This is a genomic window from Methylocaldum sp. GT1TLB (assembly GCF_051027445.1).
Classification (GTDB): Bacteria; Pseudomonadota; Gammaproteobacteria; order Methylococcales; family Methylococcaceae; genus Methylocaldum.
In genome coordinates this window covers 2,383,885-2,408,514 of sequence record NZ_CP194898.1, presented here as the reverse complement: position 1 = coordinate 2,408,514, position 24,630 = coordinate 2,383,885, and the positions used below count along the sequence as shown (strand labels likewise).

23 protein-coding genes are annotated in these 24,630 nt (G+C 59.4%); 7 read left to right on the top strand and 16 right to left on the bottom strand.

Annotated features, from left to right (window positions below; all coding sequences use genetic code 11):
* Positions 1-122 precede the first annotated feature (122 nt).
* The 4 genes from ACR2R1_RS10345 to ACR2R1_RS10330 all read left to right on the top strand — a co-directional run bounded on the left by ACR2R1_RS10345 (position 123) and on the right by ACR2R1_RS10330 (position 2,141).
* Positions 123-749, top strand: a complete 627-nt coding sequence (locus tag ACR2R1_RS10345; protein WP_434114024.1) for a class I SAM-dependent methyltransferase — start codon at positions 123-125, stop codon at positions 747-749.
* A gap of 93 nt (positions 750-842) precedes the next feature.
* Positions 843-1,226 (top strand): hypothetical protein, encoded by a 384-nt coding sequence (locus ACR2R1_RS10340; protein ID WP_086132820.1) that lies wholly within the window; start codon positions 843-845, stop codon positions 1,224-1,226.
* Positions 1,227-1,487: 261 nt separating this feature from the next.
* Positions 1,488-1,880 carry a Rieske (2Fe-2S) protein gene (locus ACR2R1_RS10335; RefSeq protein WP_077731688.1) on the top strand — a complete coding sequence of 131 codons (393 nt, stop codon included), beginning with the start codon at positions 1,488-1,490 and terminating at the stop codon, positions 1,878-1,880.
* A gap of 36 nt (positions 1,881-1,916) precedes the next feature.
* Complete coding sequence (locus tag ACR2R1_RS10330; protein ID WP_086132819.1) at positions 1,917-2,141, top strand: hypothetical protein; 225 nt, start codon at positions 1,917-1,919, stop codon at positions 2,139-2,141.
* 562 nt (positions 2,142-2,703) lie between these two features.
* On the opposite strand, the gene ACR2R1_RS10325 is transcribed toward ACR2R1_RS10330, so the two are convergent.
* From ACR2R1_RS10325 to ACR2R1_RS10250, 16 genes are all read right to left on the bottom strand, one after another.
* Positions 2,704-5,169, bottom strand: coding sequence for an EAL domain-containing protein (locus ACR2R1_RS10325; RefSeq protein WP_347258495.1), 2,466 nt, complete (start codon positions 5,167-5,169; stop codon positions 2,704-2,706).
* Positions 5,170-5,176: 7 nt separating this feature from the next.
* Positions 5,177-5,614 (bottom strand): response regulator, encoded by a 438-nt coding sequence (locus ACR2R1_RS10320; RefSeq protein ID WP_086132817.1) that lies wholly within the window; start codon positions 5,612-5,614, stop codon positions 5,177-5,179.
* On the bottom strand, positions 5,611-7,323 hold the full coding sequence (locus tag ACR2R1_RS10315; RefSeq protein WP_347258494.1) for a PAS domain S-box protein: 1,713 nt from the start codon (positions 7,321-7,323) through the stop codon (positions 5,611-5,613). The genes ACR2R1_RS10320 and ACR2R1_RS10315 overlap by 4 nt, the downstream gene beginning before the upstream one ends.
* A 618-nt stretch (positions 7,324-7,941) precedes the next feature.
* Positions 7,942-8,907, bottom strand: a complete 966-nt coding sequence (locus ACR2R1_RS10310) for an IS110 family transposase (RefSeq protein WP_434114226.1) — start codon at positions 8,905-8,907, stop codon at positions 7,942-7,944.
* Positions 8,908-9,492: 585 nt separating this feature from the next.
* Positions 9,493-10,032: an IS630 family transposase gene (locus ACR2R1_RS10305; RefSeq protein WP_434114021.1), complete on the bottom strand. Its 540-nt coding sequence runs from the start codon at positions 10,030-10,032 to the stop codon at positions 9,493-9,495.
* Entirely contained in the window at positions 10,029-10,550 is a 522-nt protein-coding gene (locus ACR2R1_RS10300) for a helix-turn-helix domain-containing protein (protein ID WP_434111134.1), read from the bottom strand. The genes ACR2R1_RS10305 and ACR2R1_RS10300 overlap by 4 nt, the downstream gene beginning before the upstream one ends.
* Positions 10,551-10,775: 225 nt before the next feature.
* Positions 10,776-11,921, bottom strand: coding sequence for an IS701 family transposase (locus tag ACR2R1_RS10295; protein ID WP_434110624.1), 1,146 nt, complete (start codon positions 11,919-11,921; stop codon positions 10,776-10,778).
* Between the two features lie 65 nt (positions 11,922-11,986).
* Positions 11,987-12,825 (bottom strand): IS5 family transposase gene (locus tag ACR2R1_RS10290; RefSeq protein ID WP_139841180.1). Its coding sequence is split into 2 segments (ribosomal slippage): positions 11,987-12,459 and positions 12,459-12,825, totalling 840 coding nucleotides; the frame shifts between segments, so codons are not numbered across the junction.
* 105 nt (positions 12,826-12,930) lie between these two features.
* Positions 12,931-13,926 carry a hypothetical protein gene (locus tag ACR2R1_RS10285; RefSeq protein WP_077731647.1) on the bottom strand — a complete coding sequence of 332 codons (996 nt, stop codon included), beginning with the start codon at positions 13,924-13,926 and terminating at the stop codon, positions 12,931-12,933.
* Positions 13,923-14,222, bottom strand: coding sequence for a 3-hydroxyacyl-ACP dehydratase FabZ family protein (locus ACR2R1_RS10280; protein ID WP_077731648.1), 300 nt, complete (start codon positions 14,220-14,222; stop codon positions 13,923-13,925). Before ACR2R1_RS10280 ends, ACR2R1_RS10285 begins: the two co-directional genes overlap by 4 nt.
* A gap of 40 nt (positions 14,223-14,262) precedes the next feature.
* Positions 14,263-14,904 (bottom strand): hypothetical protein, encoded by a 642-nt coding sequence (locus tag ACR2R1_RS10275; protein ID WP_133718847.1) that lies wholly within the window; start codon positions 14,902-14,904, stop codon positions 14,263-14,265.
* 3 nt (positions 14,905-14,907) lie between these two features.
* Positions 14,908-15,177, bottom strand: coding sequence for a phosphopantetheine-binding protein (locus tag ACR2R1_RS10270; RefSeq protein WP_434114016.1), 270 nt, complete (start codon positions 15,175-15,177; stop codon positions 14,908-14,910).
* A 53-nt stretch (positions 15,178-15,230) separates the two neighbouring features.
* Positions 15,231-16,301, bottom strand: coding sequence for a hypothetical protein (locus tag ACR2R1_RS10265; protein ID WP_434114014.1), 1,071 nt, complete (start codon positions 16,299-16,301; stop codon positions 15,231-15,233).
* A gap of 23 nt (positions 16,302-16,324) precedes the next feature.
* Entirely contained in the window at positions 16,325-17,605 is a 1,281-nt protein-coding gene (locus tag ACR2R1_RS10260) for an NAD(P)/FAD-dependent oxidoreductase (RefSeq protein ID WP_077731651.1), read from the bottom strand.
* 153 nt (positions 17,606-17,758) lie between these two features.
* Positions 17,759-18,967 carry an SAM-dependent methyltransferase gene (locus tag ACR2R1_RS10255; protein WP_086132812.1) on the bottom strand — a complete coding sequence of 403 codons (1,209 nt, stop codon included), beginning with the start codon at positions 18,965-18,967 and terminating at the stop codon, positions 17,759-17,761.
* A gap of 490 nt (positions 18,968-19,457) precedes the next feature.
* Complete coding sequence (locus ACR2R1_RS10250) at positions 19,458-20,243, bottom strand: peptidase (RefSeq protein WP_434114012.1); 786 nt, start codon at positions 20,241-20,243, stop codon at positions 19,458-19,460.
* Positions 20,244-20,601: 358 nt separating this feature from the next.
* On the opposite strand from ACR2R1_RS10250, the gene ACR2R1_RS10245 reads away from it, so the two are divergent.
* The 3 genes from ACR2R1_RS10245 to ACR2R1_RS10235 are packed head-to-tail and all read left to right on the top strand — an operon-like array spanning position 20,602 to position 24,305.
* Positions 20,602-22,098, top strand: coding sequence for a circularly permuted type 2 ATP-grasp protein (locus ACR2R1_RS10245; protein WP_434114010.1), 1,497 nt, complete (start codon positions 20,602-20,604; stop codon positions 22,096-22,098).
* Positions 22,083-23,060, top strand: a complete 978-nt coding sequence (locus ACR2R1_RS10240) for an alpha-E domain-containing protein (protein ID WP_434114008.1) — start codon at positions 22,083-22,085, stop codon at positions 23,058-23,060. Before ACR2R1_RS10245 ends, ACR2R1_RS10240 begins: the two co-directional genes overlap by 16 nt.
* 15 nt (positions 23,061-23,075) lie before the next feature.
* Positions 23,076-24,305 carry a hypothetical protein gene (locus ACR2R1_RS10235; RefSeq protein WP_434114006.1) on the top strand — a complete coding sequence of 410 codons (1,230 nt, stop codon included), beginning with the start codon at positions 23,076-23,078 and terminating at the stop codon, positions 24,303-24,305.
* Positions 24,306-24,630: the final 325 nt, after the last annotated feature.

Sequence of the window (24,630 nt, the reverse complement as noted above, 5' to 3'; positions counted from 1 at the left end):
GAGAAAGCGAAGCTTCTACTGTGCCGGTTCGTCTCCCTGCCGCGCTCGAAGGACATTGCGTCTTAAGACGACCGCCGAAGTGCTATACACTGGGATCGGAAATTCCCACTCACTGATCGACCATGAAGCTACTGCCCGACGATCTGAACAAGATCGTAACCCTGACACTGGCGCACTATAACCGGCATGCGGAAGATTTTCGGGAGGGAACGCGGAATCACGACGTCAGCCAGAACATTGATGCGCTGCTGCGCCATATCGAAGGGGACCCGCCCTTCAGAATCCTCGATTTCGGCTGTGGGCCGGGGCGTGATCTCAAGGAATTCGCCAGGCGCGGACACATAGCTGTAGGCGTGGAGGGGGCGGAGCGCTTTGCGGCCATGGCGAGGGAGGATACCGGTTGCGAGGTGTGGCAACAGGATTTCCTGCAACTCGACCTTCCGAAAAGTTCCTTTGATGGCGTATTTGCCAATGCGAGCTTGTTTCATGTTCCATCCCAGGAACTGCCGAGGGTACTCGGTCAATTGCATGTCGCCCTGAAATCGGGCGGCGTCTTGTTCAGCTCCAATCCGCGCGGCAACAATGAGGAAGGCTGGAGCAGCGGGCGCTATGGCGCTTACTATGACCTGGAGGGGTGGCGCCAGCGGATGACCGCTGCGGGATTCGTGGAGCTCGAACACTATTTCCGGCCCGCCGGATTGCCTCGAACGGCGCAGCCTTGGCTGGCCAGCGTGTGGCGGCGGTCCTAGGATCCACAAAACGAATCCTGCGGTTTCGCCGGCCAGTCTCTTCGCGCGAGCTGGCTTGCACGTCGGGAAACTCAATAGACAGGAGATTTCACGATGAATGTCGGCGATCAGAAATCCTTTTCCGTCCGCGCTAGATCGTTCTGGAACGACAGCGGCATCGATCTCGCCGCGGGTGGCATTTATCAGTTTTCCGCTCGGAGAACATGGACGGATTTCTTCATTTCCTGCGGCCCCGCCGGGTACTCCGGTTTGTCTTATCAGAACAAGTTGGGGTCGTCGCTGCGTCTTCCACGCGAGAAATGGTTCGCTCTCTGCGGAGCCTTGGACCGGAACGGCCAGACGGCATTTGTTATCGGGGAAAGCTGTCGGTACACCGCCGAAGCCGCAGGGCGGCTGTACTGTTTCGCGAACGATGTGCCGGGGTGGTACTGGAACAATTTCGGAAGCGCGGAAGTAATTGCGACGCGCCTTGCTTGAACCCGATTCTTGCCGCTATCGACCTGTGACCGTTTCTCCAAACGATTCGGTGCCGATCGGCACGTTCACGACAAACATTGTCGGGTTTCCATCACTCTTCTTTCTTCGGATATCGGCAAAGGCCCGCGAGATGGTGAAAAATCGAGCAGTTTGTATCGGTTTAATCCTGGTACCGGAATTGCTTGATGGCTCATGGGCGTAACGTCCGCCGAGATCCTGTGCGCGGCGCTTCGGTCCGATCCTCAATCTTGGGTGTGCGATATGAATGAGCTATTTGTAGTTTGCCGTACGACGGAAATAGACGAAGAACAGGCGCGGGGCTTTTGGCTGGCCGTGCGAACCGAGACCGGCGAGGTAAAACCCTGGCCGATTCTGATTACGCGCAAGGGCAACCGTTTTTTTGGATTTGAAAATGTCTGCCCTCATGCCGGCAGCCGGCTGGATACCGTACCGGGGCAGTTCATGGATGAAGATGGCAACTTTCTGACCTGCGGCCAACATCACGCCCAGTTCGACATCGATAGCGGGCACTGTTTCATTGGACCCTGCCAAGGCAAGCAGCTCACAGCCGTGCCTTTGATCGTCGATGACGGCGATGTTTGCGTCACCGGCGTGGAACTAGCCGAAGAAGACGGCCTGGATCTCGACGCGTGATGAATTTCCGGACGGCGGTTTTGTGAGGAATCCGAGATGACACCGGAGCAGCAAGTCCGGCTTCGCGCTTTTCTGGCGAGCCTGCCGGAGATGAGCGTGGATCAATTGTTCGAAGCTCTGCACAACGCGCGCAGCTGCAAAGCGGCAGCGACCGAAGGCGATGCTCCTTATTGGCGCGCGCTGATGCTCGGCGTGGGCGAACAACTGCACCGGCGTCTTGGCCCCGGCGCTCTGCAAGAATATGCCAGCCGTTATTGCTGAACCGATCGGCTGATCGCGATCGACACGATTCACCGAAAACGTTCCCGGCGAAGAGTCCGCGCGTTCGGGTGGTCTTGCGGGCGTGAACGCATCGGTAAGAAAGCTCTGATCAGGTCCTTCTTCAGGATCGGGACAAACGGTAAGGTGTTGATTCGGCTCGTGGTGAGCTCATCGACTCCCCTCATGCGTCCAGACGAAGGGCACGAACTGAACCAACTTCTTTAGCGTTTCCGTAATTTTTCCGGAATTCGGCCTCGCTGGAAACCACACTTCCTCGCCGGGAAACCGGCTTTAGAGCATTTTTCACCACAATATAGCGACATAGCATGGGAGACCGCTCCACCCCCTAAAATGGAAGCCGAAAGAATCGTAGGTCGGCAATCCGTTGCCGACAAACCCGCTGGCCGGACAGTTGCTGTCGGGAAGGGTCGCGACTAAAGCGACCGTTTGCGATTGGGAAGGATTCCCGACCTACAACAGCGGGCGCTACACCAAACCGAGAAACCGGCTCTAGCCAAGTTTTTGAGCAGTTCCAGCGCACCCATAAGCGAGTGAATGCCATTCATCGGTTCGCCATGGCCGCTTCCAAAATGGCTTGCATCGTATCGGCTGTCATCGGGCGGCCGAATAAATAGCCCTGGGCGACGTCGCAGCCGTGGCGCTTCAGGAAAGCTAGCTGGGCTTCCGCTTCCACTCCCTCGGCCAGCACCTCCAGTTTCAGGTTCCGCGCCATGGCGATGATGGCGGCGGCGATTTCCATGTTGGACGTATCTTGAGGAATGTCCCGCATGAAGCTTTGGTCGATTTTGAGCTTGTCGATGGGGAAGCGCTTCAGATAGGCCAGCGACGAGTAGCCTGTACCGAAGTCGTCGATCGCAATCCGGACGCCGAGGTCCTTGAGGGCCGCCAGTTTGGCCTCGTTCTCCGGGCCATCCTCCATGAGGGCGGTTTCGGTGATTTCCAGTTCGAGGTGATGGGACGGCAGGCCGGTTTCGGCCAGGATGGCACGGATGCGTTCGTGAAGATCGCCCTGCTGGAACTGGCGCGGCGAGAGATTGACCGCCAGCATTTCCAGCGGCAGACCGGCATCCAGCCAGGCTTTCATGCACCTGCAGGCCGTGCGCAGTACCCATTCGCCCAGCGGCACGATGAGGCCGGTTTCTTCCGCCAAGGGAATGAAACGATTGGGGGAAAGCAGACCCTGGTCGGGAATCTGCCAGCGCAACAGGGCCTCCACGCCGAAGATCCGGCCATCCGTCAGCGTCACCAGCGGCTGATAGTGCAAGACGAATTCATCCCGGTCCAGCGCGTGGCGCAGCCGGGTTTCCAGAGCGAGCCGCTCGTTGGCGGACGTGGTCAACGACTCGGTATAGAAGTGATATGTCCCTCGACCGCTGTCTTTTGCCTGGTAGAGCGCCGCATCCGCGTATTGGATGAGCCGATCGGCATCATCGCCGTCGTCGGGGAAAATGCCGATACCGAGACTGGCGCCGATGTAAACCTCCTGTCCGCCGGACAGCACGAAGGGCGCGCTGAGCCGGTCGATCAGGTGATGAGCCACGCTCGCGGCGTTCTCGGGATCGGACAGTTCTTCCAGCACCACGACGAATTCGTCGCCGCCCAAGCGGGCCACGGTATCGGTCTCGCGCAGGCATTCGCGCATGCGCTGCGAGGCGAGTTGCAACAGTTCGTCGCCGGTGGCGTGCCCCAAGCTGTCGTTGACGTTCTTGAACCGGTCAAGGTCGAGAAACAGTACGGCGCCGCGACTCCTATCACGCCTGGCGCGCTCCAGGGCATGGTTCAGGCGGGAGAGGAGCAAAAGCCGATTGGGCAAGCCGGTCAGCGGGTCGTAATGAGCCAAGTATTCCAGTTGGGTTTCCGAACGCTTGAGGTGGGTGATGTCGGTAAACACTCCCACGTAATTGACCGCCTCGCCTTGCTCGTTGCGTACCGTGCTGATGTTGAGCCACTCCGGATAGATTTCGCCGCCCTTGCGCCGATTCCAGAGTTCCCCCTGCCAGGAGCCGGTGGTGCGGATGGCGTGCCACATGGCTTGGTAGAACGAGCGGCTATGGTGGCCCGATTGCAGAAGGCGCGGGTTCTTGCCCGAAACCTCCGCCTCGGTATATTCGGTGATCATGGTAAAAGCCGGGTTGACCGTGAGGATGTTGCCATCGAGGTCAGTAATGATCACTCCCTCTTGAGTGCTGGTGAATACGGTGGCCGCCTGACGCAGCCGCTCCTCCGCCTGGCGTTGCTCCGTGATGTCCGAGGCCACGCCCGAGGTCAGGATGACCTTGCCGGCATCGTCGCACAGCGCGTAGCTGCGGTCGTTGATCCAGCGCACCGTGCCGTCGGGACGGTTGATGCGGTACTGAATGTCGTAGCGCTGGCCATGGGCCAGCTCTTCCAAGGCACGCAAGACTTGCCGGGAATCCTCGGCATGCACGGCCTCCAGCCAAAGCTTGGGATTCGCATACAGTTCGGCGCAGGGTCGTCCCCAGACCTGTTCGAATGCGGGGCTCACGTAAAGAACGGACCGGAAATCCGGCGAGCTCAGCCAGAACACTTCGCCTATCGTTTCCGCCATCCGGCGAAAACGCAGTTCGCTCTCGCGCAGGGCCATCTCGGCGGCATGCCGCACACGCCGCTCCTCCATCTCGCGCAAGCTGCGCTCTATGGCCGGCCCGAGACGGCCCGGACGGTCCTTGAGGACGAAGTCCCAAACGCCCTGTTTCAGGAGTTCGACCGCTCTCTCTTCGCCGATACTTCCCGAGATCAGGATCACCGGCAAATCGGGCAGCCGTTCCTGTATGAGCCTGAGACTCGCTTCGAAATCCAGGCCGGGTACGCTGTAGTCGGATAACACGGCATCCCAGCTCTCTTCCTCCAGGGCCTGGTTCAGTTCTCCGCAGCTCACAACTCGCCGACAGCTGGCGGTCAACCCGTGAAGCCGCAGCTGGCGCTGAATCAAGAGGAAGTCGGTCTCGCTATCTTCGATGACCAGAAGGTTTAGCGGCGCGGTCACGGTCTCGTCAACCCCATGGCGGTTCGTTCGTGGCTAGCCAGTAAACCCCGAGGCGCGCCACCGTTTCTGCGAATTCGGTGAAATCCAGGGGCTTGCGGACGAAACTATTGGCACCGTGTTCGTAGCTGCCCAAGCGGTCTCTCTCCTCGTCGGAGGACGTGAGGATGACCACCGGCACCAGACGGGTACGCGGATCGGCACGCAGCCGTTCCAGCACTTCCAGACCTCCGATTCTGGGCAGGTTGAGATCCAGCAAAACCACCGTGGGCAAGTCGGGACCTTCGCGTGTCGCGAATTCGCCCTCCCGGAACACATAATCCAGCGCCTGCTGGCCATCGCGTACCACGTCCACCTGATTGGCCAGATTGACCCTGCGCAGCGCGCGCAGGGTCAGCATCTCGTCCTGAGCGTTGTCCTCCACCAGCAGAATCGTCTTGGCTTTCATCGAATTTCCTCGTCTCCGCGGCCCACGGCCGGTAGCGAAAAACGGAAGGTAGCGCCCTGGCCCGGAGCAGAAACGGCGTCAATCGTGCCACCGTGACGATGAACGATGCGCTGGACCGTGGCCAGGCCTATGCCCAGACCCGGAAATTCCTCTTGCCGGTGCAGCCGCTGGAACGGCTGAAACAGTTTGCCGGCGTGGGCCATGTCAAAACCGGCGCCATTGTCTGCCACATAAAATCGCCGATACTCGCCTTCAGAGGCTTGCTCGGCATACACCCGGATCATCGGCGTATCGGTGCCGGCGGTGTATTTCCAGGCGTTGCCGATGAGATTTCTCAGAACCACTTCGATCATTCGAGCATCGCCCCGAGCGAAAAGGCCCGGTTCTACGCACCATTCCACCCGGCGGGCCGGTTCCACACGAGTCAACTCGGCGAGGATGCGTTCCGCAAGCGCCGAAAGATCCACCGGGTCACGCCCCAACTCACCGCGGGTGCAGCGCGAAAGTTGGAGCAGGCCGTCGATCAGTTCGCCCATGCGACGACTGGCGAGCATGATTTGATCCAGATAGACGCGGGCTTCGCCTTCCAGGCGCTCGCCGTAATCCTCCATCAAGGCCTGGCTGAATCCGCTCATAGCCCTAAGAGGCGCGCGGAGGTCGTGAGAGACGGCGTAGGCGAAACTCTCCAACTCCTGGTTGGCGGCCTGGAGTTCGGCCGTACGCTCCTCGACCCGTCGCTCCAGATCGGCATTGAGGAGGCGGATTTCTTCCTCGGCCCGCTTGCGCAGGGTGATATCGACGACACTGACGATCACATGGAGCTCCCCGCCAATGGCCACCGGCCCCAAGCTCACCTCGCAGGGAAACTCTTCCCCGTCGGCCCGGACAGCGTGCAGATCGCGGCCCTTGCCCATGGCGCGCGGCTCCGGATGGCGGAAATACTCCGAAGCGAGCATCTGATGACGAACATGAAAACGTTCGGGTATAAGGACGTCCATCGGACGTCCGATCAGCTTTTCGGACGGGCAGCGGAAGAGCTCGGCGGCACGCCCGTTCGCTTGGACGATTTGTCCGCCGCTATCGACGACGAGCATGGCCAAAGGCGAGGTATCGAAAATCAGCTGGGCTCGCGCCTCGCTTTCGCGCTGTGCCGCCTCGGCCGTGTCCTTGGCCCGGGCATAAATCTCCGCTTCCATCCGCAAAACTTGTTCACGCAGCGACTCGGTGAGCCGGCTCTGCTCGATTCCCTGCTGTTTGAGCCGGACGAGTTCGGTGACGTCCTCCACTCGGTGGATGATGTAGGCGACCGAGCCGTCCGCGCTCAGCACGGGGGAGTTGAATGGGCTCCAGTAGCGCACGGCAAACCCGCCGCCTTCCTCCTCTGGTATACGGATATCGTATTTCTGCACCGCCATGACATCCGCCGTACGGTTCCGCAGCACACGCTGCAGGGAGGCTCTCAAGTTGCGTACGCCAGTGGCGTCAGGGTCCTCGGGGTTGTCCGGGAAGACCTCGAAAATATCGCGGCCGATAATCTCCTTCCGTTGCGTCATCGTGGCACGCGCATAGGAGTCGCTGACGGCTGCGATACGGAGGTCCGGAGTCAGCACAAGATAAAGGCCCGGCGCGGATTCGAATAAGACCCGGAAGTCCGGATCGTCGATTGGAATGCGAGTTAACGGCTGCGAAGCGTCTGGCTCGGCGTTCATATCGCTGATCGGATCAAGCCTGGCCTATTTCGGTTGTCCGGCTGCGGAAAAGCATAGCCTTCGGCGGCACGCGGCAGAGCCAAATTGTTATCGTTCATTGTTATTCTTTATAGTCGTTCATTGTGCCGTCGGCGCCAGCGTTCTCTTCGCTATCGCCGTCGAACAGTCGTTGTCCCAACCCATAACGCAGCACCAAGCGTTACCACGGGCTGCGCCAATCATATTCCCGACCTTACCGTAGAGAAACATGGCGTGCTATCACGTTTGACGTAGCGACCAGCCCGCGGCTTTCCAAGCTGTCCGCTCCCGGCTTCTCGCGTCTGCTCGACAAAAACCGAATCGGCGCTTTCCGTTAAAGAACTATAAAAATAGTAGGAAATTTCGCGCAACGTGAATTGTTATCTTGACAGAGAAAAATTCTACTGGAGGGTTTTGTGCCGGCACATCATCCGCGGAAGAGATTCCTCAGGCGCTCGAAGATTTGATATGGCATCGGCTTGGCGGTTCGAGTGACGCGGCGTCGCCGTGCTGTCCGTCATTTCACCGGCGAGCGCTGCGCAGCTAGTGCATTTTTAAACCTACTGTACGAGCACTGGCGAGTAGATACTGTTATCCGGGTCAAGTGCCATGGAGTGCTGGATCGAAGGGTTTTCCGGACTTGAGGACGCCGAAAGCGACATGGAGGAGCTTGCGCATCATGGCACCGATGATGAGCTTGGCGGGCTTACCCGAGAGCGCGAGCCGGTTCTTGAATGGCTGGCCCCAAGCGGTCTTATACAGGGTCACCATGGCCGGCATGTAGAGGGCTTTGCGCAAGAAGGCATGGCCGACTTTGGACAGCCGCGGCTTGGTTTTCACGCTCGTTCCGGACTCCTGCCGGCGCGGGTCGAGCCCGGCGAAGGCGGCGGCTTGCCGGCTATTGGCGAAGCGGCTAGGCTCGGCATAGAAGGCGAGCAGAATGGCGATGGTGCGTTCCCCGATACCGGGGATGCTCTCGAGTAATTCGCGCTTCCCTTTCAGATCGGGGTTAGAGTCGATGTGCTCATTGATGGCTTTGATCAGGCTTTTGATCTGCTGATCGAGCCAATTCAGGTGTTCTTGAATGTTGGCGCGCACCGCGTCCCGGGCGACCTCCAGGCGGTTACTTTCCTGGGTCCGCATGGCTTGCAACGCATCCAGACGCAACACGAGCGCGCGCAAGGCGACTTCGGCTTGGCTTCTCGCCTGCCAGGGAGGCGGATGGCGCTCGGCGCAAAATTCGGCGATGAGGCGCGCATCGACGGCATCGGTTTTCGTCCGGGTTAAGCGGGAAGCGGCATAGGCTTTGATTTGGGCGGGGTTGATGACGCTGACAGTGAGCCCTTGGGTAGCCAAGCATTGGGCGACGTCTTCCCAATACACCCCAGTGGCTTCCATGCAAACGTGAACATCCCGTGCCTCTGTGCCGGTGAGCCAAGTGACGAGGGTGGCGAACCCGTCTTGGGAGTTGGCGATGACTTTGGTTCGGAACTTCCCGTTGGGGAGGCGTAACGCGCAGTCCAGTTTGGCTTTGGCGACATCAATTCCGAGATAAAACGTGGGCATCATGAACCTCAAATGATCTACCTTGTGAATGCGGGCTGCCGGCATGCCGGGCCGAAGATACTGTTCGATCGCTCGATGAGGGTGAGCGACTGCTGCATCGATCTACGCAACGGGCTAGGTGTCCCAAGGGCGGGAACGGCATCCAGTCGCTCAAACCTGGAGTGCCCTCCAGGCCTGTGGTTACCGGCGGGGGAGTCTTCTCCAACCACTTCCGAACCACACGGAATTCATAATACAAGGTCGGGAATCCCTCCCAATCGCAAACGTCGCTTTAGTCGCGACCTTCCAATCGCAAACGGTCATCCCAGGAGCGCTGGGATGACCGTTTGCGATTGGAGCGCCGAAGCCGCCCTTCCCGACGCCATGCTCCGGCCGAGCGTCTTTGTCGGCAAGGGATTGCCGACCTACGATCGTGCATCCCCGTAGATCGGGAGTCCTTTCGCGACGCCACGGCCCGGCCGAGCGTCTTCGCCGGCAAGGGATTGCCGACGAATGCTTGAATCGGTTCACCCGAGCCGAAGGCGCCAACGAGTTCCGCCAAGCCTGTTTTGCCGTACGAGCGAGATGAAGACGCTCTAAGTACATTCATGAAACTTTTACGGCATAGGAACCGATAATCGAGAGCACCTGCTGTGGAGAGCGGTTGTGACGGTCGAAGAACTCGCGGGCGGCTTGGAGCAAGGCGGCTACCGTCTCGAAGAGTTCGCAATGGGTCACTTCGCGGCGGAAATGGCGCCACAGCATCTCGATCGGGTTGAGCCAAGGGCTATAGGTCGGCAAGTACAGCAGGACCAGTCGCCCGGCGGCTCCGCGCACGACCGCTTCGATGTCGTCGTCTTGATGCGTGTCGGCATTGTCCCACGCGACGTAAATCGTCCCCGTGGGATGCTGGTCCACTATGGCTTGCAGCAGTTCGGCCACCTCCCGACGGCGCTTGTGTCGTTTGAATAAGACCACGGTTTCACCGGTATGGTAATTCACCGCTCCCAACCCATAGCGCTTCTTAGGCTGACCTGGGGTCGGAATCATAATTTGCTGGCCTACCGGGCTCCACAACGCCGTCAAGGTAGGCAGCCAACTGAGGTTAAACTCGTCGGCGTAGTAAAACACATCGCCCGGTTTCAAGTGATCGCGGGTGTCTTCGACCGCTTTTTTTTCACCGCATAGTCTGGATCAGGGCTGCTGATCTTATGCTGCGGACGACTGAGCACAATCCCTTCGCGCTTCAAGGTTTGGCGCAGGGTTTCCAGAGCGATGCGAATCCCGGTTTGCTCGGCCAGGTAATCCACCAGCCGTTGCAGGGTCCATATGGAAAACGGCAGGTCCAAACTGCGCGGACGGCGCCGTACCGCCGCCACCAGGGCGGCCCGATACGCCGCCGTCACTTTGGCTTGCCGTCCCGCTCGCGGCGCATCTTTCAGCCCGTCCACGCCTTCGCTCTGATACCGTTTCAGCCACCGCACCACGGTGTCCTCGCTCTCCCGCACGATCCCCGCGATCTCCAGCGCTTTGAGACCCCGCTCGGCCGAGAGCAAGACCATCTGGGCACGAGTTCGGAGTCGTGGGTCCTTGGTCTTTCGATACAGGGTGTCTAACTCACTCTGTTGCGCTTTGCCCAACGGGGGGATCAGGATGGCTTTCATGCCACCAGTGTACGCCCTTTCCGCAGAACTTTATGGGATGTACTTAGTACTACAGTCGCAGTTATGGTGGACGACCACGACAGCGGCGTCGGTAATGGCACTGCCTGGCGCGCCACTGATGACGGCGCCGCCAGAGTGACCAGGCCAGCACATGCGCCGCCTCGGGACGCCGGGTCCAGAGCACGTGGACCAGCAAGCGGCGGACTTCCGGGGCAGTAAATGGGATCAAGCCGGCCTCAGTGCCCCTTTTTTCGCTTGGGTGCTCATAGCCACCAAGAACGCCTGGGCCAGCAGCGCCAAGGTGATATGCCGATGCCAGGCGTCCCACGTCCGTCCCTCATACTCGTCCAACCCACAGTCCTGCTTGGCCCTCTCGAAGCCCACTTCAATGGTCCACCGTCGCCCGGCGACCTGAATCAGGGTCTCCAGCGTCGTGCCCTCCCGCGGGGCAAACGCTACGTAATACGCCAGCTTGCTCGGATCCTCAAGACTCCGGCGCACCACCAGCCAATGGCCCCAGGCCCGCTCCTCAGCGGTCGGTTGCCACCGCCACAAAGGCTGCCACGCCCAGTCGTACTCCCGTGGCCCCTTGGCACCGTCTCCGGCCGAGTGCCGCTGCCACGCCGAAGCGGGTAGTTCGGCGGCGAGTTCCTGCGCCGGCCGATACACCGGACCATCACGCCACAACGGCACGTTACAGGCCACCCCCAGCACAAACGGCTGGCGCCGTTGCTCCAGCCAAAACCGCAGCCGCCGATCGCCCCCATACACCTCATCACCGGTCACCCAGCGGCACGGCACACCGGCGTCCAACGCGCGTTCGATCATCTCCAACGCTAACCCAGGCTTGGTGCGAAACGTCACCCCTTCAGGCACGTGCGCCTCGGCGCGGCGATGGGGGGCGGCGGCCCACTCCTTGGGCAGGTACAGTGCCCGATCGAGAAAAGCCGCCCCGTGCACACTGGCATAAGCGAGAAAAACGCCGACCTGGCTGTTCTCGATGCGGCCGGCCGTGCCACTGTATTGGCGCTTGACTCCGACCGAGTGCGTGCCTTTCTTCAAAAAACCCGTCTCGTCCACCACTAACACCGCCTCTGGATCGGCCAACCGCTCCACCACGTAAGCCCTCAGGTCATCCCGTACCCGATCGGCATCCCACTCAGCGCCATTCAACAGCCGCTGGACGCCATCCGGGGTCCGCTCCCCCAAGTGCTCCGCCAGCTGCCAGCCGTTCTTGCGCGCGACCGGACTTAACAGCCCACGCAGATACCCCAACGCGCGTTGCCGCGGTTCCGCCCGCCGAAAACGCGAGCCAATCCGCGCATGCAGTGCGGTCAGCTCCGCGTCCCACTGTCGTATCGAGTCTTGCATGGCAGTCTCCTCAGTCGATTACCATGCTTGTTAGACCTAAATAAATGCGGCTGTAGTATTAGAGCCTATCCCAATAGGCCGGTGGCTCGCCAGGTGATGATGCCCAGTGTCAGATGCAACAGAGCGAGATAGGTATCCGCCCGCTTTTCCCAGCGGATGAGAATGCGCCGAAAGCGGTTCATCCAACTGTGCGTGCGCTCTACGACCCAGCGCCGCGCTGCGAATCCCGCGTCCCGCTTGATCGCTTGGGCCTCCTCGCCGCGGGTTCGAAGGTGGGCCGTGAACCCGAACGCGTGGACAATATCCCGCACCTCGTCATAGTCATACCCTTTATCCAAACATAATCCTTGGGGCTGTTCCGGGGTCGGTTCGGGCCGCTGGGCTTGAACCGCCGCCAGCGTCGAACGGACCAGTTTCATGTCGTGGCGGTTGGCACCCTCGACCACTACGGCCAGTGGGATTCCATCCGCCTCGGTCAACAGGCTGCGCTTGACCCCCTGTTTGCCCCTGTCCGTCGGATTTGGCCCCGTTTTTTTGTGCCGGCCAGGGGCGCCTTGGTCGTGGCGCCATCCAGGGATAGCCAACTCCAGTCGATGCCCTTGAGCCGCTCGTATTCGAGCAACCCCTCCTGCCAGAAACGCTCGAAAATACCCGCCTCAACCCATTCCAGGAACCGGCGGTGGGCACTACTGCTGGAGCAGATCCCCGTCGCATTCAGGGCATTCCATTGACACCCGGTACGCAGGACGAACACAATCGCATTCATCGCCACACGGTCGTCGACCCGGCGACGATGACATCCCAGGGGATGCGGCTTGGGCACGTGCACCGGAAGCAGGGGTGACATCTTTTCCCATAAGGCGTCGGGAATCCGCCAGCCATCGTCTTCGGTAATGAGTCCCATGGGTCTTCTCCTCGGTTACCGGTTAAAGACGCTTATTATCGCCTATTGGGATAGGCTCTTAGTGCAAGATCTTCGGTTCGACCGTCTGAGCGGGGCTGGATCGAATTATGAAGCCGGAGAGCCACGATTGGCGGATGCTCGACGAGGTTCAAAATTCCGGGTCATTTCGGGACTTAAGGCATCGGACATACGCTGCTCGTCCGTGCTGTCGCTCTTATCCCAAAAATCATAAAAATTGAACCAATTGTAAGGCGCCTGGCGGCAGTAATGTTCCAGCCGGTCGGCGTAGTGCTGCATGAACGCCCGGATTTTTTCGTCGCGGTTTTTCCGGGAACACTCGATGCGCTCGGCCAGCAGCTCAAAGTGTACGTCGTAATCGGCGCCGCCTTTGTGGAGACAAAAGAACAGAATCACCGGAGCCTTGAACAAGTTCGCCAGCAGCACTGGCGCCGCCGGGAACCAGGCGTCCTCGCCGAGAAACCGGCACAGGACGCGCTTCTCCCCGTGTACGCTGCGGTCTCCGAGCAAGGCGACCACGCCGCCGTTAGCGATGTGCTCATCCAGCCCCAGAAGGGCGCTCGCCGTGCCTACGGGGATGATGTCCTTGAACAGATCCGGGTTCAGCGTCCTGAAAATGGCATTGATCTTGGGGGAATTTTCGCCGTAAACCAGCGCCTTGACGGAAAGCCCCCTGTGCCTCAGCCCGAGGCCGCGGAGGATTTCGAAGCTGCCGACATGGGCGCCGACCAGGAGGAATCCCTGTTTGTCCGCTATCAGCCGCTCCAGCAGATCGAATCCGTGCATCCGGATTTGAAAGAATTCGTCCCGCTCGGCGAACACGAACACCCTGTCGAGCAGAGCTTCGGCGAAAGTGTGATAGTGGCGGAACAACTCCCGGCCCGACGGTGGTCTACCGAAGATGCGTGTCAGATAGGCAGCGGAAGCTTGCCGCGCGCGGTCGGCGAAAATCAGAAAATACGCCGTGATGGGGTAGAGCAGGGCGCGGGCGATCGGCCGCCCGAGCCGCAGGGCGATCCAGACGATCGTTCGCAGCCAGAAGCCGGTGCTGCGCTCTTTTTGATTAATCCAGCTGCGGCTCATGGTGCGACTGAGGTGAACAGCAGACGCCCTTGCGCGATGCGCCGGTCGCCCGAGAAGCAGTCGAATTTCACCGATTTTTCTCCCGCATCATCGAATTGCACCCGGCACGGTTCGCCCGGACGGAGCACCGAGAGAAATTTCGCGGCAGGAATGCCGGCGAGGCGAAAGCCTGGATGGCCCGCCAGCCAGAGACAGGCGATCTCGTCCAGAATCACTACGCCGGGCACCACCGGATTGCCCGGAAAATGACCGGGCAGGGCAGGGTGGTCTGATGAAACGGTAAAGTGTGCCTCCATCGGTCTGGGTGTCGCTCGAGTTCGCCCGGCGGAATTCCGGTCAGTTCCTGGGAGCCGAGATTACGCCCGAGCGGGCGATGGTCGCGATCAAGTGGAGGATGGACGGATGGCTGTGATGCCGGTAGCGGATGCGCCGGTAGATGTACTCGGTGATGAAAAACGCGCCGACGAAGAAATAATTCACGGTGTTGGTGAATAGGAGAAAGGTTTCCACCGGAGCGAACAAAGCCAGCAACACCGATTCCAGAACCAACAGGCAGAAAAAGATCGCCCAGGCCCAGGTGAGATTGCGCGTGTAAATCCGCAAATCGTCGGGCAGCACGCCCCGCCGCTCCAGCCGGGCAAAGCGTGTAATCAGCGGTTCCCGTCCCGGAGTCAGCGTCGTCAGGAATAGGCTTGCGAGTATCAGACCGATGCCGACGGGCGAAAAATAGATCATCGCGTCCGGCCTCAGATAAAAGAGCGGCGCGCAGAGGCCGATGCCCACCGCGAAAGGCCAAAGGCGGCCTATCATGCTCGACCGGCCTTCGCCCGATAAGCGCATTGCAATCAAGATGGCCGTGAAGAGAAGAAAGTCGACGAATCCAAGCCAGACCGGCGAGATGTCCGAACGGACGGCGGCAAAGGAAAAAACCGGAAACAGCGCCGCCAGGCACACGGTTAAAGCCGGTTTGATCCCCATACCTTATTTCGCACGCCGCTTTTCGATGGTGCCGGCCAGCGCCCGGAGCGACGAGAAAATATGGGTGACGTCCGGATCGTCCGATTTGATCTGAAATCCGTATTTTTTGGAGATAACCAGCGAGAGTTCGAGCAGGTCTATGGAATCGAGTCCCAACCCGTCCCGGTACAGCGGTTTTTCCGGCTCGATGTGCTCGGGAATGGCTTCGAGATTCAACGATTCGACGATCATCCGTGCCAGTTCCAGTTCCATCGGGGTCAGTTGCGTGGTCATAAGTTATTGATATTCGACAGTTAGATCATTAAGGCCGATCGCCTTGGACCGGATTACGAACGGGGCAATCGAATGATGCCTTCGATTTCCAGCAAAAGGTCTCTACGGCAAATATCGCCTTGAAGAAAGATAACCGGGCATGAAGGATTCAGGGTTTCCGCGAGCCGTTGCTTCGCGATGCCGAAATGTTCGCGATGGCGTACATAAACCTTCAACATGCAATCCGGCCCCAATTCGTCGAGCCTGATTCGGGACTGGCCCAACTCGTTTAGTACGGCTTGAATGTTGATCAGCGTTTCCCGCAATTGCCCGGCCGCATCCTCGGGATGCAGGGTTTCGTGCCCTACGATGCTCGCGGTTCCCGACAGATAAAGCTGGCGTTCACCGCCGAACTCCGTCAGCGTCGCGCGCGAAAACGACGGGCTGCGCGGTCCGTATTGTAACGGATATCGATAGGCGCTCACCTGGCGCGGATTCTCGATCTGGCGTCCTGGCGCGCGGGAGGCGATGAAATAGATCCGCAGCCCTTCCGTCCCGGTCCCGATCGCGCTGGCGGCGGGCAAATCCCGGTCGAACACGTAATCGGCTTCGGCGAAGGCTTGGTGCCGCCCCAGGCAAAAGCGCTGATAGTTTTCGAGCCCAAGGTATTCGCCGTTGATCCGCGGAAGATAGTTCCACATGCGGATGAGATGGGTATAGCCGGAGAGACGGATCAGATCCAGTATCCGGCAGTACGTCCGGTAAGTCCGGGTTTCCACCGAATCCGGCTCCTGTTCGGGCAAGTAAAAGCAGCCGAACAGAATATCGCCGTTGCAGGCGTAGCGTATCCCCTGATGTTCTCCGTAGCGTGCCGGCTGTGGGCTGAGCCAGACTTCGCAAAGCTTTTGTTCGTCCAAGCTGCTCATGGGCAGCGTCAGGACCGGGTACGGCGTGTCTGTACCGGATTCGGAAAAGCCATCGAAGCCGATGATTCCGAGCACGGAGGCTGGCTTCGTGTTCGTCAGACCGCTCAGGGCTTCGGCAGGAAACAGGGTGAGATAAACGGGCGGATCAAGCCTGGCGGAACGCTGTTGCGTAACGCCTAGGCTCGGATCGAAAGAGCCCATTCGTGCTGGCAAATTCATGTCGGGCGTATATGAGACGAGCTTCAGGATGCGATGTTTTGGCGTCTGCGCTTATGGGCCGCGTAGTTATTGATCGGGTCGAACAGGCTTTTCAAATAATAAATAACCTTGAACATCAAGAGTTTGGGCGCGATCGGGGTGTTCCGGAACAGGTCGCCGGCAAGCAGCGAAATGACGCCTTCCTTGATACGGAACCGGTTGTGAGGATGGATGATCAAGTCCCGCATGGCGGGTGTGGTGATGCGGTAGATGAACCAGGAAAACGTCTTCAGCCCGCGGCGCACCGATTTTTCGTACTGATTGAGGCGTTTTTCCGCGGTTTTCGGCTCGCGCAGGATGCCGTCCACGGTCTCCGCGCCGGACATCGCGCCGTATAGCGCGAGATGGACGCCGCTGGAAAATACCGGATCGATAAAGGCGAAAGCATCGCCGATCAACAAGTAATTCTTGCCCCTCATCCGTTTGGAAGCGTACGAATAATTGCCGGTCGCGGTTACGGGCGATACCAGCCGGGCGTTTTTCAGGCGAGCTTGCACCGGCGGGCATAAGGCGATGGTGTCGAACAGGAATTGTTCGACCGGTGTCTGGCGGCCTTTCAGATAATAAGGCCAGCAGACGGCGCCAACGCTCATCAGGTCCCCCTTGAGCGGGATCATCCAAAACCAGCCGTGATCGAACCAGTAAATGCTGATATTGCCTTCGTCCCGGCCGCTTCTGCGCTCGGCTCCTTCGAAATGGCCGAAAACAGCCGCGCTGCTGTGTTTCTTGTTGCGCTCCTTGGTGCCGAGCCTGTCGGCCAAAAAGGTGTCGCGGCCCGATGCATCGACCAGGAAGCGCGGTTGCCAGACATGCTCCGCGCCGTTTTCACCGGTCGCCCTGACTTTATCCACGCGGCCTTCGTGGAATTCCACCGAAGTCACGCGGCAGCCCTCGCGAACGTCCGCGCCCTTGGCGGCGGCGTTTTTCAAGAGGATATGATCGAACTCCGCCCGCTTGACCTCGAAGGCATAGGGATGAGTTTTGTCCAGAGCCTCGCCGAACTGAAAGTCGGAGCACTTGCCGTGGTAGATGGAATCGAATTCGGCGGCGTACTTGCGAAGACCGATCTTCTCGACCTCATTCAGCACGCCCAGCCGTTCCAGGTAAGGAAGACTCAAAGGCAGCAGGGATTCGCCGATGTGAAACCTCGGATGTCGATCCTTTTCGGCCAGAACGACGCGCCAATTCTTTTCCGCCAGCAACGCCGCAATCGACGACCCGGCCGGTCCTCCCCCGATGACCAGCACATCGCATGATTCGCTCATATGAGAATTCTTGAGTTGATAAGTCAGCCCCCGAGGCCGATAAGGATAATCGGCAAGATTCGTGCTGCCAAGCCACGTTTGCAGAAGACAGGGGGCGCAGACCCGCCCGGCCGCCGGCGCGGCCGGGATCGGCCGATCAGGGACGCGCCTTTCTCAATGATCCGTCACGAGGTAGTTCCGGGTGATCGGTACGGCTCCATGCCGCTTCGCCAGCTGAAGTTGAAAAACCACCATATCGCGCCAGCGGAACGAGCCTTCGCATACCGCCAGATAAAATTCCCACATGCGGGCGAAGCGTTCTCCCATCCGCTCGACCACTTCGGCTCTATGGTTCTGGAAACGCCGAAACCATTCGCGAAGGGTATATGCATAATGCAGCCGCAACACCTCCAGGTCGGTCAGAATCAGGCCCGAGCGCTGCATTGCCGGCGACACGTCGGAAAGCAAAGGGATATAACTGCCCGGAAAAATGTGGCGCTTTATCCATGGGTTGGCAGGGCCATCCTTGTTGGTGGCGCCGATGGTATGGAGCAGTGCTATGCCGTCGGGTTTCAGCAGTTTCGCCATTTGCCGGAAGAAAGCCGGATAGTGTCGGGCTCCGACATGTTCGAACATTCCGACGCTGACGATCCGGTCATATTCTCCGGTGTGCTTCCGGTAATCTCGAAGATGGAAGCGAACCTGATCTTGAAGTCCGAGTCGTTCGGCATCGGCTTGCGCCACTCGGAGTTGCTCCCTGGAGAGCGTTACGCCGGTTACTTCGACGCCGGCTTCTTGCGCGAGGTAAACGGCTAAGCCTCCCCAGCCGCTGCCGATATCGAGGACCTGCATTCCGGGCTGTAGACGCAGCTTTCGGGCGATGAGCCGGCATTTGGCGAGTTGCGCCTCTTCGAGCGTCTGCTCGGGCGTTTCGAAATAAGCGCAGGAATAAAACAGGCGTTCATCCAGAAACCGTCGGAACAGCCATTCGTCGAGATTGTAATGATGGCTCACATTCCGGTAACTGCGGGCGATGGCGTTACCCGTTCGAACAAGCGGGTGCAGCCATCGGCGGACATGCAGATAGGGTGCGGGTCCGGGTTCGGAGAAATTCCGCATCATGACCTCCATGAACGCCGGCAACGCCTCGGAGGATCCCACGTTCCAACCGCCTTCGAGATAGGTTTCGCCCAATTGAAGTTCCGGATCCCACAAGAGACGGAGCAGGGCCGAGGGGTCTAGAACATTCCAGTGCGCTTCCGGCTGCCCGGTTCCGAAGCGGCGGCTCGGACCGCCTGTAACGTGAAGATGGAGAGAGCCTTCCCGGATATGCCGGTCCAATAGTCCGGTTACGGTCTGATGCAGTATTTTTTCCAGTGCCATCGGTTTTCACTCCTTGTTCACCGCGGTACGAAAAGCCTACCCGGATAGGATATAGCCAAAAACAATGTTCCGATTCGTGTTTCCGGCGTAGGGCGGGTTGGGAGAGCATCGCAAGGGAACCGAAAAGTTCCTTTGGGACACCTCGAAAAATCTACTGCGCGACTCGATTGCTGCGTTGCGCGGTGCGCGGAATCCTCATGTACTCCATGTACACTCCGGTTCCTGTGCTCCGGGCGCCTAGCACTCGGGGCGCTCGCGACGGTTTTTCGAGGTGTCCTTTGGTGTTTCCACGCGCCGTCGTCCACCGGGCAAGGCCGCGGAATCAGTGAGTTAGGCGCGCGGAGAGTCCGGCAGCGACGGCATGGCTCGTAGCAGTGCGCGTCTAATCCACCCTATATCTGAGTGAGACAAAACGGGAAGCGACAGATGCCGAACCGCTGGAACCGGGTACGCGCCAATCGGCATCGTTCAGCGAAAAGCCTGTTCGTTTCTATAGATCGAGTTGCTGCTTGAGCAGGGCGAGCTTAAAGTCGGGAGTTTGCGATTCGGCGTTTTCCCAGGGGAAATTCGGCAGATTTTCCAAAGCGAGAATCAATCCCTCGTTCCATTTTTCGGAAAGCTGTCTGGCGAAAGGATCGTCCTCGGTGAGGAACAGCCGGCGGCCTTCGGTCAGGCTGTCTCGCTCGTAGATCAACAATTCCACCGGCGGGCCGACGGTCACGTTGCTGCGTATGGTGGAGTTCATGGAGACCAGGGCGCATCGGGCAGCCCGTTCCAGGCCGATGTCCCGCTTGATGATGCGGTCCAGGATGGGCTTGCCGTATTTGGTTTCGCCGATTTGCAGAAAGGGATGTTCCCCGGACTCGTGAATGTAATTGCCCTGCGGGTAAATCATGAAGGTCTCGGGCGGGCTATGGCCCAGCTGGCCGCCGAAGATGAAGCTGGCCTCGAAGCTGGTGTTGGCGGTATCGCGGCTAGCCTGCTGGCGCTGTAGCTGGGTGCTGATCATGCCGACGTAATCCGCGGCTTCGCACATGTTGGTCGCCGTCATCAGATTGGGTACCCAGGCCTGCTCGACATCACGATAAATCTTTTTTACCACAGCCTGGGTGGTGGCGAGATTGCCGGCGGAGAGCAAGATAAAAACCCGCTCTCCCGGCCACACGAAAGTGTGCATTTTCGAATAGGTGCCGATGCTGTCCATTCCGGCATTGGTGCGGGAATCGGAGCAGAACACCAGACCGCGTTCCACGTTGATCGAAAGGCAATACGTCATGGCAATGTCAGAATGGGCTCAGTGTATGGGTATTCGATCGATTCTATCGTCAGATGTTTCAGGAAGAAATCGTTTAATACGACAGGCTCTCTTAGTGCCGTATCCGCGTAGGCCGTTGGCCCTGAGTTCGTCGACGGGCGTGTCCCGAGCAAGGTCGAAGGGTTTCGAGAGTCTGATCGGATGGGCTCCCATTCTCGAGCGTGCGAACGCCACGCCATATCACTATGCGCACCACAACAGCGCGGGGCGCATGCAACCGTGCACCTTATTCGCTTTGTCAGGGAGTCGACACAGACGGCGAAACGCTTGCTTGCCCGGTGGCGCGCCGTAGCGCTCGTCTGCGCCATTGGCACGGAGGATGCTTCGTCGGAAACGTCAACATCATCGTTCGCTCATGAACATTTCCCACGACTACCGCAGCAGCGAAGCCTACGACGAACTCCTGGAACCGGGCGGCCAGCCGCGATCCGCCGCCCGAGCTCTGTTCCGTTATCTGAACTCTCTTCAGCCGGGAGAATTGGAAGCCCGCCGGCAGTCGGTGGATGCGGCCATCATGACGATGGGCATCACGTTTACCGTGTACAGCGAGGCTGGGAACATCGATCGGGCTTGGCCTTTCGACATCATCCCCCGCGTCATGGCGAAAAGCGAATGGATGCGGATCGAGGAGGGGCTGAAGCAACGGCTTACGGCTCTGAATTTGTTCATCAACGATCTTTATAACGAGCAGCGCATCGTCAAGGACGGCGTTTTTCCGCTGGAAGTGATCGCCGGTTCGCGCAACTTCCGGCCGCAGTGCCGAGGTATCACGCCCCGTTTTGGCGTATGGGCCCATGTGTGCGGTACCGATTTGGTGCGCGACAAGGACGGCACGGTCTACGTGCTGGAGGACAATCTCCGGGTGCCGTCGGGCGTGTCTTACATGTTGGAAAACCGACAATTGACGAAGCGCCTGTTTCCCGAGTTTTTTCAGGGTTGCGATATCCTGCCGGTCGATGACTACCCGGTTCAGCTTTACGATGCGCTGGCGGCTCTTTCTCCGAGGGATGGCGAGAGGCCGGTGGTGGCCGTGCTGACTCCGGGGATTTTCAACTCGGCTTATTTCGAACACAGCTATCTCGCGCAGCAGATGGGCGCCTTCCTGGTGGAAGGCTCGGATCTGATGGTGGATGCGGATGACCGGGTTTATATGAAGACCGTTTCCGGCCCCAGGCGGGTCGATGTGATCTACCGCCGCATCGACGACGATTTTCTGGATCCGGAGGTCTTCCGTCCGGACTCGGCGCTCGGCGTTCCGGGTCTCATGCGCGCCTGGCGCAACGGCAAGGTCGGCATCGCCAATGCGCCCGGCTCCGGTGTGGCGGACGACAAGGTCGTATACACCTACGTGCCTAAAATCATCCGCTATTACCTCGATCAGGACCCGATTATTCCCAACGTGCCGAGCTACCTCTGCATGGACGAAAAAGAACGGGCCTATGTGCTGGCCAACCTGGACAAACTGGTGGTCAAGCCGGCCAATGAGTCGGGCGGCTACGGCATGATCATAGGCCCTAGGGCCAGCCGCGAGGAACGTGCGGCGTTCGCCGAGCTGATCCGGGCCAATCCGCGCAATTACATGGCGCAGCCGACGCTCAGCATCTCCACCGCGCCGACTCTGGTCGGCGATTGCCTCGCGCCCCGCCATCTGGATCTTCGGCCTTTCATACTGCAATCCAGCCGGCTCTACGCCACCACCGGCGGACTGACGCGAGTGGCGCTGAAAGCGGGGTCCCTGGTCGTGAATTCATCGCAGGGCGGGGGCAGCAAAGATACCTGGATCGTCGACACGGAGGACGCATGCTATCCCGCGTAGCCGAGAACTTGTATTGGATGGCCCGTTATCTGGAGCGGGCCGAGAATACCGCACGCTTGATCAACACCACGACCGATGTGCTGCTGGATCTCCCCAAAGGCGCCTCGTTCGGCTGGGATATCCTGCTCAAGTTGGTCGGCCTGGACGAACTCTTCGAAGAGCATTACCGAGAGGCGAACGAATCCAATATCCTGCGCTTCCTGATCCAGGACGAGCGCAACCCGAGCGCCATCGTATCCAGCATCCGCCGCGCCCGCGAGAACAGCCGCACATTCCGGGAAATCCTTCCCAAGGAATTTTGGGAGCGGGTGAACGGGCTTTATCTCTATGTCCAAGGGTTCGCGTCCAGCGCGGCGCAAAATCGGGCGCAGCGTTACGAAGTCCTCAATCACATCATCGAGCGCAACCAATCGCTGGCCGGCTTGCTGATCAGTTGCATGAGCCACGACCTGGTTTATGAATTCATCAGGCTGGGGAGAAACATCGAACGCGCCGACATGACCACGCGCATCGCGGATATCAATGCAGCCGTGCTGCTCCCGCGGCAAGGCGGCGCGTTGGAGCCTTTGCAGGAGCGGTTGTGGATGAGCGTGCTCAAGGCCCTGAGCGCTTACCAAATGTACCGCCGTCACGTGGACGTGCATGTGCGCGGCCACGCCGTGCTGAATTATCTGCTGCTCGATCCCCATTTTCCGCGGACCGTCCGTCACTGCCTCTCGGAAATCGAGGAGTGTCTGGCCATGCTGCCGAACCACAAGGAGGTCATGAAAGTGACTCGCCGGACTTGGCGGCGGCTTACGGGTCTGCGCTGGGAAGGTTTGGCGCCTGCCGTGCTGCACGAATATTTGGATCAGGTCCAAACCGACTTGGGCGCCATTCATGTGGCGGTGTCGAATCAGTATTTCTATTTCTATATGCGACAGCAACAGACTACTTCGACGACACGGGTAGTCAATGAATAGGGAGTAGCGACCGTGATGTCTTCGCTCGATTTTCCCCGTCATGGCGACAAGGTGAACTCGCCGTTTTTCGAGGAGTTCTTGATCAAACTGCTGGAGCAGCGCGATCGGATCGGGCTTACCGAGCTGATCCATCAGGTCGATGCCATGATGATCGCGGTCGAGCCCGGGCACTCGGTTCCCTACGTGGGCGAGCTGTGCCTGATGACGCCTTATCATTATCTCGCGACGATCGAATCGGAACGCCATTACACCCATGTGCTCCGCATCGACCTGAACGCTCCCGACGTTCTGATTCGCGAAGTCAAGGACCCCGAGACGCGAGGCATTTTTCGAAGCCTCAACGAGCTATACCCGATCGGCGCGCATAAGCCGAACTCCCGCTACATGGGCGAAGTTTTTCGGGTGACCGATGTGAACGAAGTGGTGGCATTGCAGAAGTCGAGGGATGTCCGCTTCTTCAATCGGGCTCAGATCCAGAAGCTCGAAATGCCCGACGACATGGCCATCGTCAAGCCGTCGCCCTATACCCACAACATCGTTGGTTATTGGGAGAGGCCGGAAGCGGACACCCGTGTTTATGCCCCGAGTCGGAGTACCATTCGCGACGACGTTCAAAGGGCCTACCTGGAGGCGAAGGAAGCTCAGGTCAAACTGGGGCTGGAAGCGCTGCTCCTGCCCATCGACCACCTCGCCACCCGCATCTATAGCCAGAACCGGGAAGCGGCCATCCTCGAATGGCTGACCTTGACCAGTTATTACTACTGGGGCTCTTACGACATCGCTTCCCAGAATTCCTCGACCAACGTCACCAAGAGCGTGCATCACTCGAACGAGCTGGAATGTCCCGCCAAGGTGTTCACCGCCGCGAATCATCCCTATTTCGTCAACCACCTGCTCAGACTGCCGTCGCCGACCGAAGCCTTCGTCCGCAACTACGGCCCGAGGCTTCATCATCTCGCGGTCGCTGTCCGGGACGGCGAAACGGAAGGGAAGGCCAACATCGATTACGTGGTGGGCACGCTGCGGGATTGCGGCAAGGAATTCCTGCTCGACGTCATCGGCTCCAGGGAGGAAGGACTCAAGCAAATCTTCTCCAGCGCCTCGGAATATTCCTCCCTGATCGTGGAATACGTGCAACGCTTCGGCGACTTCCAGGGATTCTTCACCAAGGACAACGTCGCCGAGCTGACTCATGCCGCCGGGGTGGAAGAAAACTTGCGCGCGTTGGAGACCGAGGCCGTTTAATCGCGGCGTAAGAATGCGGCTGGTTTCGTGCTTGCCCTGGCGCGAAGATCGGCGGAGACGAAGGCAGCCCAATACTTGGCCGTTTTAGAATCGCTCTTCCGTCTTTCAAGTTGTAGGTCGACAATCCTTTGCCGACGCCGGCGGTTGGTCGACCCGTCACGGCGGTACCGATTCGTAGGTCGGCAATCCTTTGCCGACGAAGTTGTCTATCGCCTCCGCGGGGGAACGGGCCGTAATACGGTCCCCGTGTTAGAATCGGCCCTCGACAATTCGAGCCGAAACGAACTTCGGCGCACCGCTCGTCGACTTTCAGCCGATCAACCCG